The following is a 12,835-nucleotide window of genomic DNA, read 5'->3' as shown; positions in this document are numbered from 1 at the left end:
TAGGTTTATTTCTTCTCCCGGCGGAAGCAGATGAACCAATCCAGGCAGTACTGGTCGTCGGACTGGTTTTCCATCCGCTCCTTGGCGGTTCCGCAGCTGCCGGCGGTGGGAACGATTACATCATCCCCGGGCCGCCAGTCCGCGGGTGTGGCCACACTGTCGGCATCGGCCTTCTGCAGCGCCTGGATAACCCGTTTGATTTCGTCGAAATTCCGGCCGGTGCTCAGGGGATAATAAAGGATAAGCCGTATTTTCCCCTGGGGATCGATCACAAAGACCGCGCGGACCGCCTGGGTATTGGACTGCCCCGGCTGAATCATGCCGTATTTGTTGGCTGCCTCCATACGGATATCCTCAATAAGCGGGAACCGTACTTCGATGTTCTTTTTATCCTTCCATTCCAGTTCCTGAATTTTCCGGAGCCAGGCGATATGGGAGTAAAGGGAATCCACCGAGAGTCCAACCAGTTCGGTGTTCATTGCTTTGAATTCCTCCGCCATGGAGGCAAAGGTCATAAATTCGGTGGTGCATACCGGGGTAAAATCCGCGGGATGGGAAAAAAGGATAACCCACTTTCCCTTAAAATCACCGGGGAAATTAATCTCTCCCTGGGTGGTAACGGCCTTAAAAGCGGGAGCGGGATCGCCGATTAAGGGCATTCTGTTTTCCGAAATAGTTTCCTGCATATTTTTCTCCTTATAAAGTTTAATTTCACTGAAAGTGTACAGCTCCTGGCTGTTTATTTCCGTGACAATATCACACTCCGCCTCAGCGGCAGCGGACACAGGCTAGTTCTCCCTGCGCGGCCAAAGCGGCGGATGCGTACAAACGGTACCCGCCGGCGAGGTGGCTCGCGGTGAATCCATGGGCTTCCAGAATACGGCCGGCGGTATAGCTGCGCTGGCCCGTCCGGCAGTATATGCAGGCAGGCTCTTTTTTATTGAGTTCTCCCAGTCGGTCCCGGAGTTCGTCCAGAGGGATGTTTACTGAATTTTCGATATGCCCGGATTTGAATTCCTCCGGGGTACTGACATCCAGTATCTGTGCTCCCCGTTCAATAAGCTCCGGTACCTGCTGCCAATGGAACTGGCGCACCCGGCCTTCGAGCAGGTTCTGGATCATGAATCCCGCCATATTCACCGGATCCTTGGCTGAAGAAAAGGGCGGCGCGTACCCGAGTTCGAGTTCCGACAGGTCGTATGCGTCGAGTCCATGGCGGATTGCCGCCGCAAGAATATCCAGGCGCTTGTCCACCCCGCCGAAGCCGGCGATCTGGGCTCCCAGGATACGGCCCGATTCCTTTTCAAAGAGGACTTTAATGTTCATAGGTTCAGCTCCGGGGTAATAGCCCGCGTGGGACAGCGCCAGGAGGTATACTTTATCATAGCTGATCTCCGCCTGAGCCGCGGCGGTTTCATTGAGGCCCGTGGTGCCGACGGTCATACCGAAGAATCTGATCAGAGCCGTACCCTGGGTTCCCCGGTATTCACGGTGAATCCCCGCGATGCTGTCCGCCGCGATGCGGCCCTGTTTGTTGGCCGGCCCCGCCAGCGGAATGTAACCCGGTTTTCCGCCTACCAGCTGGGTTATTTCCACCGCGTCCCCCACGGCGTAAATATTGGGATCCGAGGTTCGCATGCTGCGGTCTACCGTAATTGCGCCCCGGGGGTTAACCGCGAGATCCGCTTTTTTCGCCAGGGCCGTATCGGGTTTTACCCCGATGCTCAGCAGGACCATATCCGCCTGGGCTGTTCCGCGGGCAAGGGTTACGTGCAGGCTGTCCGGCGCCGGTTCTATGGACTGGACACCATTTCCCAGGAGCAGCTCAATTCCCCGGCTTCGGATATAGCTGTGAACATCCCCGGCCATATCGGCGTCCAGAGGGGCGATTACATGGTCCGCCATTTCCGCGACCGTAACCGCAAGTCCGGCCTTACTCAGGTTTTCGGCCATCTCCAGGCCGATGTACCCGCCGCCGACCACCAGGGCCCGCTTCGGATTATTTTCATTGATAAAATCGTGAATCCGGTAGGTATCCGGAATAGTACGCAGGGTAAACACCCGGGGATCATCCGCTCCGGGGAGCGGCGGGCGGATGGGTTCCGCGCCGGTGGAAAGAATAAGCCGGTCATAGGTTTCTTCATAAACCGTATTTTCCGCAATGTTCCAGATCCGAACCTTTTTTTCGTCCCGGAAAATTTCCAGAGCCTCATGGCCGGTGCGTACATCCAGATTCATCCGCATGCGCAGTGTCTCCGGGGTCTGTACCGCCAGGGCGCTTTTTTCGGTGATTTCCCCTCCGATAAAGTAGGGGAGTCCGCAGTTGGCGTAGGACACGTAGTCCCCCCGCTCAATCAGGATGATTTCCGCTGTTTCATCCAGCCGGCGCAGCCGTGCCGCCGCCGAAGCGCCGCCGGCCACTCCTCCGATAATAAGTACTTTCATATATAGAAGAATATTCAATTTCTTGTAACCCTTCCGTGATAATGTCACCATGCCTATTTGGATTTTTTTTTACCGGTAATTATAAGAAAATGTGTTTTAGGGGTTTCGTAATTTGTTTTTTGCGGTATAATTTTATTGTTAACTATAGCTGTATTGAGGAGATATTCATGCGAAAGAGGTTTTTCGTTATTGCCGCCGTCCTTGTTTGTTTTTTTCTGGCGTCATGTGATAAGGGCAGCAACAGTTCCGTGCCCAGTCCCAGTCCCAGTCCCGGTTCTTCCGGGGAAAGTTCCGTTTCCCAGCCTGCCCCCCAGGAACAGCCTTCTGCTTCCCGGGGATACGCGTATGTACTCAGGATCGAATCCGGGTATTACAGTGTAACCGAAAGCGAAGAGAAGATTCCCGCAAAAGAAGGTGAGCCGGAGAAAACTGAAAAGAAGTATACCGCCAAATGGCTCGGCAGTTTTGCTTTGGGTGAGCGGCTGGAAGTTGTCGGGCCGGTTATCCGCGCCACATATTCAAATAGAGATTATGACATGGTTGAAGTCCGCCGGGATACCGGTGACCGCTATTACATACTCAATGCCCACCTCGGTTACAACGGCCAGCTCGCGGTTGTGACAGACGAAAAAGCCATACTGTACACGACCCCCAAGAATGTTGATGCCACCGGAAATATACTTCCGATTAAAACGGTTTTCATCATTCAGCAGAATACCGAAAGCCAGGGCTTCGTGAAAATTACGGCTTATGATCCTGTTGCCCAGATATACCGCCGGGATATGTACTTAAAAACCATCTGTTATTCCACCAGAGATACTGATATCCAGTCATCCATACTGCTTCAGACCGCGGCCATAACAAAAGAAGCTATCCGCAAGAATGCGCTTCTGGATTCGGCCCTTCAGGAATATCCCGATTCGGTTTTCAGCAATGAAATCGCGGAACTGGTAAATCCGTCCCCCAGCCGGCCGGTGCAGACCAGCGGACAGATCTTCCTGCTCGTAAATGACGACAATGTAAATGTACGGAATGAGCCGAACGAGGTAACCGGAAAAGTAGTCGGGCAGCTGAGCCGGGATGCTGAGGTGACTGTCAGCGAGGAAACCGTGGATAGTTTTACCGTTAACGGTGTCCGTGCCAAATGGTACCGAATCGTTGATCCCGTGGAAGGCTGGGTATTCGGCGCCTTTCTTGAAACCCGGTAACGGACCGGACTGATTTTGAATGCGCTGACGGCGCTGAAAAACCCCCGCTTAAAGCGGGGGTTTTTATTTTACCGGACCTCAAATTCAACCGGGTCACTTCTGCTGCTGCCGGATCTGGCGGTCAGCACATGCCGGCCTTTTTCGAGGGGCCAGCTTACGGTGTACGGCCAGGACGCTCGGCTGATCAGGGTATCGTTTAAATACCAATCGATGGCGGTCATTCTGATTTCCGAAGCCGCGGTTAACTCAATAGTCTGATTCTCCGCGCTGTATCCCGGTTCTATGATATAAATGTCTCCCCGGCGGGGCTTTGTGATTACCAGACTACCCGGTACGGCCGTACCGGAGGCTGTTCCCGCGGGGATGGTAAATTTACCATTTTCCTTAAGCCATACATCGTATTCCGGGGGCAGACTGTAGACGAGGCGTACGGGCGCGTATTCCGGCGCGGCGCCGTTCCCGGTTCTCAAAACAGCTCCTGATGCCGGATCAACATAAACCAGGGCATGAACGGCGCAGCCGGGAATTTCCGTTCCCTGGGGTACGGAGACGGTCAGTTTTCTCGGACAGAACTCGTGGGGCAGGCCCCCTGATTCGGCGCAGACAATACGTGTTTCTATTCCCGGAGGCGTTTCCGGCAGGGCCGGGATAAATTCAGAATTATCGTAAAGAAGATGCAGTATATTGCTGAAGAGAATTCCCGCGCCGGAAGAGCCTGATACCTGATTCATGGATACCGATTCGAAATCACCGCTCCAAACCGCTACGGTAAATTCTTCCGTATATCCTACGGTCCAGGAATCACGCCAGTCACTGGATGTACCGGTTTTTACCGCCACGGGAAAACCGAAGACCAGCGGAGAGTCGCTTCCGAAGGATTGTACCCGCATCGCCTCATCCGAAAGTATGGATGTTACCATCCAGGCTGCCTGGGGCGAAAATATTCTTGTGCTTTGTTCATTGGCCCGGGTAATGCCGTATTGTATGGGGCCGCTGCTTTCCGTTTTTTCAGGCTCAGTCACCGACGGCGGGATGTAGAGGCCGTTCCGCGCCAGCGCGGCGTAGGCCGCGGCCAATTCGATCAGGGTTACCTCACCGTTTCCGAGTACAAGCCCCAAACCGTAATACGACGCGTTTTGGTTGAGGGATGAAAAACCGGCGTTTCTCAGCACATCGAGGAAGCCGGCGAGTCCCAGGTCTCTCACCAGCCGTATAGCCGGAATATTGAGGCTTGAGGCAAGGGCTTCCTTAGCCAGCACCGGCCCCCTGAAATTTCTTGAATAATTCCGGGGAATGTACAAGGTCCGGTCATTGCTGATGTATTCGGTTTCGATGTCCGCCAGCAGGGACGCGGGAGTCCACCCCTTGTCAAAAGCGAGGGCATAGGCAAAGGGTTTAAGGGTTGATCCCGGCTGCCGCGGCGAAGCGGCCCCGTTCACGTAACCGCTCTCATCCATTCCCCAGTCCTTCGATCCGACCATAACCCGGATGGTTCCGGTGGCATTATCGAGTACAACCACCGCCGCGTTGGTCAGCCCGTTTCCCCGGAACCGCCGGGTGTGCTGGGCCGCCAAGTTCTGGGCCGCCTCCTGGAGCTCCCAGTCGAGGCTGGAACGGATGTCCCCCCGGCGGCGGGTTTCCGCCAGCAGGTAATCCGTGAAGTGGCCCGCTTTGACGGGTATTTCCGGCCGTTCCCGCGGAAGGGGAACGGCGGCGGCGGTCTCAAAATCTTCCCGGGAGATGCGGCGGGTTTCGTACATACGCTGCAGTACCCAGTCCCTGCGTTTTTGAGCGTTCTCCGGGTCACGGACAGGATCGTACAGGCTGGGAGCCTGTATCATTCCCGCCAGGAGGGCCGCCTCCGCAAGTTCAAGCTCCGAGGCGGGTTTTGAGAAATACCGGTAACTTGCGGCTTCAACGCCTTCGCAGCCCGGGGCGACGGGAACCCGGTTGAGATACTCTTCCAGTATTTTCTCTTTGCTGAGAACCCGTTCTATCCTGAGGGCGTCGAATCCCTGGCGTATTTTTCCCTCCATATCCCGGGGATGGCTGAATACCATCCGCGCCAGCTGCATCGTTACGGTTGACGCCCCGGAAACTGTCCGTCCGCTCCGTTTGTTGTCGATGGATGCCCTGAGGACGGAAAACCAGTTTATTCCGCCATGGTTGTAGAAGGCCGCGTCCTCGGCGGTAAGCACCGCGTTAATAAGTACCGCAGAGATTTCCGATAATGCCACGGGATTGCACCGTTCTCCCCGTTCATTGACTACTTCCCGCAGGAATACCCCGCTGCGGTCATATATTCTCGTGGAGGGAGCTCTTCCTTCGTAGAGCACCGCGGCAGAGGGAGCGGTGATGCAGAGAACCACGTTAAAAATGCAGGCGGGAAAAACCGCCAGGGCTGCCGCGATCAGCACAGCCCTGCGGCCCCGGTTTTTGGGGAACATCACTTGATCGTAATCTGGCCTCCGCCGGTGGTACCGTAGGTATCCGGATCGTACATGGCTTCCGCCAGGCTGATCGGCAGGAAGAACGTCCCCGGTGTTGTGGCTCTGACGTAATACACGAATTCATGGTCCCGGGCCGGCAGCTCATTGGCATAGAAGGCAACCCGGTGATCCCTGAATTCCTGGTAGCTGATGTAAGGCTTTGATTGCTTTGCCGCCGCGGACTCACCTTCGTCGCTGATGGCTTCGGTGGTGAGCAGGACCGTGTTGAGCGCCTCAAACCCCGCCGGAAGCAGATCGTCAATGGCCACGTAGTTCAGGTTTGCCTTGGTGCTCACCCGAAGCCGCACCCGCACAACGGATCCCAGGGGGATTTCTGTACCCAGCGCCGCCCCCGCGAGGGTTTCGAAGCTTCTGGTAAACCGGATACCCGATTCCTTTGGATTGAGGAATTCCGTATTTATGGGCATATCGTAAACGGACCGGGCGCTGAGGTAATAGGCTGTTGATGACGGACCGCTGAAGACGATGCTCCGGCTGTTCGCCCGGGATCCCAGATCGGCTTCCCGGATTGTCAGGATACGGCTTGCGGAATTCCTTGCCGAAGTGAAAGCCGAAGCGGGGTACTGTTTGCCGTCAATGGCTACCGAGAAATCATCGGCTTCCGTTCCTGAGCTTGATCCTGGTCCGGATACAAGGTAATACACGCTCATAATACCGAACACATTGCCCTGGGTCGTGCCCCAGAGTCCGCTTCTCCGCTTATCGAGCAGTCCCCTGAGCAGTTTTTGGGTCATCGGATTGGCCGGGTCCGCGATGGCGTATGCCATGAGGGCGACCGCGTTGGATCTCGTCGGCGAGTCGAAAGACCAGCCGCCGCTGATGCTTCCCGGGAACGTCGCCGATGTTCCGGTCTGGACCGTCTCTTTCTCCAGCGCGGCAAGGATTTCACCCACCGGAATTGACGTGATATTCGCTTCCTTCACCGAGACGGCAAGGAACGATAACCCGAAGGCGGTCAGATTCTGCCTGGCCGCCCAGAGATCGGCAATGAGCCGGGCCTGGGGCCGGCCCATGCGTCCCAGAGTCATGGCAAAGAACGCCAAAGAGTCGGCATCCGCGTCTCCCTGGGACCGCATCTCTTTGCCTATGGTCACTTTGCCGATTATTCCTTCCAGGTAATCGGCCATAATTTTAAGATCCTCATCCGGTACCGTGTATCCCCGTTTCTGGGCCTCGATAAGGGCCGCAAGGCCGAAGGCCGTGCCGAAGGCGTGGGGTTCGGTTCCGCCGGGCCAGAATGCCAGGCCCCCGGAGCTTGTGCGGAAGGTCAGTATCCTCGCTACACCGGCTTCAGCGAATTTCCTGATTTCCTGGGAACTCGCCTTGACGCCGATGGACGGCAGAAGATCCTCAAGCACCACCAGGGGATAGGTGCCGCTGGTGGTCTGCTCGATGCATCCGTGGGGATACTCCATGAGGTAGTCTATGGCGTCCCTCAGTTCGCTCAGGGGCGTTCCCGATACGGATATTTCTATGGTTCCCGGCGTCCTCTGGGCAGGAAGGTTCAGGGTCAGTTCCTCCCTTCCGTTCGCGACCATGTTGACCAGGGTCTGCTGCTTGTTGCCCCTTACCCTAACCGGAATGTCGTATTCCGATCCGTCGCTGAGGGCACCCATGGCCGCCGAAAGCTGGACCCGGATGTTTTTCTCCCCGGGAATGACCCGTGCGCTGTAGGACGCCATGGCGGAATCCTTCTTCCGAACCCTGATCCTTACCGGCGCGGCAGATCCCGTGATATTCACACCCCGGAAGGCCGCCCGTACCGTGGCATCCCCATCGGTGTCTGTTCTGTTGAAGACCCTGGCCTGGATGGTAAAGCTGTCTTCCTCATAGACAAACCGCGGAAGCACCGGTTCAATTACCAGATCCTTCCTCGTTTCCAGAACTCCCTGGGCGGAACCCATCTGGCCGTTTTTGTTGACCGCCACTACCATAATACGGTAGGTGGTCAGGTTATCCGGAAGGGTGAACGAGAATGTTCCCCTGCCTTCGGGACCGACCCGTACGGCGGGCGCGTAAAAGGCGGTACTTTTAAACAGCCGTCTGAGTATATCATCGGAATATGACAGCATGGCGGGGTCGTCGGAATCGCCGGCGGGAAAGAGCGCCTCAAAGCGGGACCGCCGGGAGTGGGGCAGGTCCAGAAGGTTCGAGGCGTTCCGCATGGAAAGTGCCCTGAATGAATACGCCAGTTTCACCGGATCCGGGGTTCTGAATCCCGTGAGGCCAAGCACCGCTTCATCCACCACCATTACCGCGGCGCTCGCGTCGCTCGGACCTCCAGAAGGTGTCCGTACGTTAAAGGTGACGGAAACATTTTCTCCCGGTCCCGCGCTGATGGGTGTGTTGTTTATGCTCATCGCCAGGCGCTGGGCTTCCGGTTCAACCTCAAACCGGGAATACCCGATCCGGTACGCCGGCGCGCCGGTCTCAAAACCCGTGGCGTCCTTGGCGTAATGGACCCTGCCGCGGACCAGAATCACCGATACGTACGCGTTGGGCACATAGGAAGCCTTAACCGGGAATGTTATGGCGGGAGTGTTTTTATCGATGGTGAAGGGGTACGCGTCAAGCACACCGTTAACCTCGACGGTCAGCAGACCTCTGGCGGTTTCAAAGGGTGATTTTACAACGACCGTCGCCTGGTCGCCCGCTTTATACGTTTCCTTGTCGAGGATCAGGTCGATCCGCTCCCGGTCGTACCGGGGCCACGCAACGGTCCCGTCACCGGTCACGGTAAAAATAAACGCCGTTGACGCGGTTCTCCCGTTTCCGTCTTTGCATTCCATCCGCAGCCGGTAATACCCGGCGCCACTTCTGGTAACCGAAAACTGTTTCGGAATAGTTCCGGATACGACGGAACCGGCAGGATGGGTTGAAATAACCTGGCGGTTATAAGTCGCCGTTCTGCCGGCTTCATCAAGCATGGTATTCTGGTTGTACCGCAGCACGTCCACAAATACCTTCACTTCCCGGCCGGGCAGTATGTTGCCCTGGGTATCGGTTACGACAAAGGGAAATTCCACAGGCTCACCGGAACGGTATATCTGTTTAGCAGGAGGCTGCAGCCCCACATACAATTCCGTCGCGTGGACGATCTGGGAAACCCTGCCGGCGTAGGTCTGGCGGTCATCGTCGGTAACCGAAGCCTGCACGATATAGCGCATGGGGCCGTATGAATCAGGGTGCGTAGGCGTGAACAGAATACTGGCGCTTCCCTCCGGGCTGAGACGGCCGCCGCCGTCATACACTGTTCCGGCCATATTCGGGTCCCGCTCGAGGGTAAATACATAACCCGGAAACCGGGAGACCGTAAACGTTTCCGGCTGGCGGTACACGGACCAGGACACGGCTTTGTTTCCCAGGGCGCCGCCTCTGAAGTATTCCGCCGCCGCGTGCATCACTACGGTACTGCCCATTACCCAGTTCTGGGTGGGACTGCCGAGGGTGACAAAAAATGACGGTACCCGGTATTCCTCTACATTAAATGATATATAGGTGGTGAACATTCCCAGGCTGACGGCGGCGGAATATTCCCCTACCGGAGCGTCGGCGGGAATTCGGTATTCCCAGGCCGATCCCCGGTACGCGTCGAGGCCCCGGTTGGTGGAATACACTTCCCGGCCCCGGGAATCCCGGATGCTGAGGTTCACGCTGGAAAGACCTTCGTACTCCGGCAGGTCCCGGATGAAAGCTTTTACGTATACCGATTCTCCCGGCCGGTATACACCGCGTTCGGTAAATACCGCGGCCCCCAGAGGATTTACCCCTTTGACGGCCCCGGGAATATTAAACTGCCAGGGACTGGACATTTCACTGTTGATAAGACGGCAGACCGCCGTATCGGCGCCGGATTCTACGGACACAAAAAGCGGGGCCTCCAGGCCGGTGCCAATGGCGTGGGATGATTTTATCTGGGCAATGCCCCTGGCGTCGGTGACAGCCTCACCGAGCTGCTGTGCCGAAGCGGAAAACAGCCGTACCTTTGCCCCGTTAATGGGAAGGGTATTGCTCATCCGGGTAGCCCATACAAAGACCGCTCCGTCGGATACCTTTGCGCTTATCCCGATATTGGTGGACTGAAGGAGGATGGATTTTGAATACTGCGGTTCCGCTTCCGTTCCCCGCCCGGCGGCCTGTATGTCCAGACGTTTCAGACCGGGTTCGGTACCGATACCAAAATCTGCCTGATAAAACTGATTGATGGTATTCTGTTCCGGCCGCACGGAAATCGAATCTCCCGGCGAGGAACGTACATTTCCCGCGTACGGATCATTAGCCGCGAGGCTCCGGATAAAATTGCCGACCCCGTCAAACGTATACGTACGGATCGTAATATCCCTGAGATTTCTGTATTTAACCGGCAGCCGGTTTGTTCCGGTTTCCAGGACCAGGGGCGTAACGGGCACCTCAAAGATGGGCGTTAAATCCTGGCTTTTGAAGGCAAAGGAAATGGGATTCTGCAGCCTGTTCCCGAGGGCATCGATAAAATCCGGGGACAGTTCCATGGAATAGGTCCTGCCTATGTCAAAGTCCGCCCGGATATAAACGCTTCTGTCGTAATACCGCAGCGTCAGGTAATTCGGGGCTGGGCTGATGGAAAAGGATTCTTCGAATAAAACAGGATCGATGGGTGAATTGAAGTAAAGTTCCCATTCGTTTGACAGCCGGGCCGCGGTTCCCCGCTGGAGCCGTTCAAAATCCCAGCCGGACCACCGGAAATCCGTAAAAACCGTATACGAAGCTTCCGCGAAACTTTCCGTGCCGGAAACCGCTTCCAGCGGGTATTTCAGTTTCACCGTTGCCCTGTCCGGGGGAAGCTCGGAAAAACGGATGGCCACTACGTGGCTCGTTTCATACCGGCCCTCGGGATCGAAAAAGATGGTATCCGGTTTATATACCTCCACCGGAATCATTTCCGTCCCCGAACTTGCCTCAATCATGGCCGCGAGATCCCGGTGGTTAACGGGCTGATCGTACAGCAGATGGAGCGGGCCGTTTCCCACTCTTCCGGTTCCGGAGTTGAGCACCGCCACAAACGCAGGTTTTCCGGGAACCACGGGACGGGAATTCGTCTTTGTTCCCATCATGAAATTTTCCACGACAAACTCAAGGGAGGAGTATACCGGAAGACTGGTATTGCCGGACTGCAGGGTGACCCTCCCGCTGACGGTTACCGAAACATAGGTTCCTACCGACGGCGGCTGGTTAAAGACGAAGTGTACTTCCTGGGAATCCTTCCATTCCCATTTTCCCGAAACAGATCTGCCGCTGTAGGGGAAGGAAATTCTCAGGGATAAATCCGAGGAATTCCGTACCTTGGAAAGGTCCACCCCTTTTTCAAACCGTATCCGTACCGGAGCGTCGGGGGTGCTCATGGGAATGATCGCGGCCCGCAGGTACTGTTCGCCCTGATGGCGCCGTGCGGGCGCTTCTGGCGCTTCCTGGTACAGAATCGCCGCTTCTCCGACCCTCAGGGGTTCATCCCCTCCGGAGGGTTCGTTCTGGGACCAGAGGGCCGCCGCGGTTCCGACACAGAGTACTGCTGTCATCACAATTCTCTGAATATTCATTCTGTGCAAATTCCGTTTCATTAATCAGCCCCCTCAAGATCCGTTCCGAAAATCCACCCTTCCAGAGGATGGGTACTGTAATACCATCTGACGCTTCCCGAATCAGCCTGTTCCGCGGTTTTCGTCCGGGCCGTTACGGTGACATCCTCGAATTCCTCGATGTAGCCCAGGATCGCCGCGGTTTTTTCCGGCTGTTCATATACCGCCGCGGCCATGTTTCCTACGGAAAAAATTCCCATCAGCGGCTCAAGGGAACGTTCCGCCGGCGCGTCCTGCTGCGGTTCCAGGCGCCGGCGTATCACCGGAACGAGCGCGCTGGCCGGATATTGTTTTTCTGCTTCTTCGAGAATAGCCCTGGCTTTATCGGCGTTCCGCTGCCCCGCGGCTCTGGCAACGCTGACCGCGACGCCGACATCATCGGGATTAAAGGACAGGTCTGTTTTTTTTACCGGCTTTTTATCAAAGCTGCTGGCAAATTCCACCGAATAAATATTCACCGCCGAACCGTCCGCGGTATCCGGATAGACAACCACCGGATATCCCCGTGTAATGGTTACGCTGCCGCTTCCGGATTCAAGTACGATTTCTGACGCCATGACCGCGGCGATCCTGGAATCTTCGGAAGCGTAATGGTTTCTGTTCATCCATCCCCGCAGCTCCGGACCGCCGTCTGCGGACGCCGGCCGGCGGACGGGAATGAGATTTATGCTTTCTTCATCAATAGTATCGTAGCTGTTGGGATTATAGGGACCGTCCAGCTCCACGGTTTCGCCGAAATCAAGCGCCGCAGCCCACTGCGGAGCGCCTCTCCGCGAGTCTGAATTAAATTGGTACAGCGGTGTGTTTTGAATCGTTACGATACCCGACGGCGTCAGTCCGGAGCTGTTTTTTACCGCCGGCGCGCTGACCGGGGATTGGTTTCTTTTCTCCTTTGAACAGGAAGCGGCGGATAAAAGAGCCGCCATAATCAATAGGGGAAACGTTCTCCTCTGCAGGATGCTGTACGGCAAAACGTACTCCAATTTATGCGGGATAATTTCGATGGTATATCAGATCTCCCGGTTTGTCGAGTTTATATTGAGGATCTTTATTACAGTAT

General features: G+C 56.0%; 6 protein-coding genes. 1 reads left to right on the top strand and 5 read right to left on the bottom strand.

What is annotated here, in order from left to right; genetic code table 11:
* Positions 1-5: 5 nt before the first annotated feature.
* Positions 6-686: a peroxiredoxin gene (locus JFL75_RS10615; RefSeq protein ID WP_215626666.1), complete on the bottom strand. Its 681-nt coding sequence runs from the start codon at positions 684-686 to the stop codon at positions 6-8.
* 82 nt (positions 687-768) lie between these two features.
* Positions 769-2,445 carry an FAD-dependent oxidoreductase gene (locus JFL75_RS10610; RefSeq protein ID WP_215626665.1) on the bottom strand — a complete coding sequence of 559 codons (1,677 nt, stop codon included), beginning with the start codon at positions 2,443-2,445 and terminating at the stop codon, positions 769-771.
* A gap of 167 nt (positions 2,446-2,612) precedes the next feature.
* On the opposite strand from JFL75_RS10610, the gene JFL75_RS10605 reads away from it, so the two are divergent.
* On the top strand, positions 2,613-3,653 hold the full coding sequence (locus JFL75_RS10605; RefSeq protein ID WP_215626664.1) for an SH3 domain-containing protein: 1,041 nt from the start codon (positions 2,613-2,615) through the stop codon (positions 3,651-3,653).
* Positions 3,654-3,721: 68 nt separating this feature from the next.
* Here the strand turns inward: JFL75_RS10605 and pbpC are convergent, their stop codons facing one another.
* Genes pbpC through JFL75_RS10590 form a run of 3 tightly spaced genes read right to left on the bottom strand, consistent with a single transcriptional unit; the run spans position 3,722 to position 12,746 of the window.
* Positions 3,722-6,100: a penicillin-binding protein 1C gene (pbpC, locus tag JFL75_RS10600; RefSeq protein ID WP_215626663.1), complete on the bottom strand. Its 2,379-nt coding sequence runs from the start codon at positions 6,098-6,100 to the stop codon at positions 3,722-3,724.
* Positions 6,100-11,757: an alpha-2-macroglobulin family protein gene (locus JFL75_RS10595; protein ID WP_215626662.1), complete on the bottom strand. Its 5,658-nt coding sequence runs from the start codon at positions 11,755-11,757 to the stop codon at positions 6,100-6,102. Before JFL75_RS10595 ends, pbpC begins: the two co-directional genes overlap by 1 nt.
* A complete protein-coding gene (locus JFL75_RS10590; protein WP_215626649.1) occupies positions 11,757-12,746 on the bottom strand; it encodes a hypothetical protein in 990 nt (329 codons plus the stop codon). The genes JFL75_RS10595 and JFL75_RS10590 overlap by 1 nt, the downstream gene beginning before the upstream one ends.
* Positions 12,747-12,835 lie beyond the last annotated feature (89 nt).

Origin of the sequence: Breznakiella homolactica (assembly GCF_016616095.2) — a bacterium.
GTDB lineage: Bacteria > Spirochaetota > Spirochaetia > Treponematales > Breznakiellaceae > Breznakiella > Breznakiella homolactica.
Note: the sequence above shows the minus strand (reverse complement) of the source record. Positions and strands in the feature narration are given on the sequence as shown.

Excerpts from the sequence above, each read along its gene's own strand:
- JFL75_RS10615 (WP_215626666.1), bottom strand. The coding sequence starts at position 686 with ATGCAGGAAACTATTTCGGAAAACAGAATGCCCTTAATCGGCGATCCC.
- pbpC (WP_215626663.1), bottom strand. The coding sequence starts at position 6,100 with ATGTTCCCCAAAAACCGGGGCCGCAGGGCTGTGCTGATCGCGGCAGCC.
- JFL75_RS10610 (WP_215626665.1), bottom strand. The coding sequence starts at position 2,445 with ATGAAAGTACTTATTATCGGAGGAGTGGCCGGCGGCGCTTCGGCGGCG.
- JFL75_RS10605 (WP_215626664.1), top strand. The coding sequence starts at position 2,613 with ATGCGAAAGAGGTTTTTCGTTATTGCCGCCGTCCTTGTTTGTTTTTTT.
- JFL75_RS10595 (WP_215626662.1), bottom strand. The coding sequence starts at position 11,757 with ATGAAACGGAATTTGCACAGAATGAATATTCAGAGAATTGTGATGACA.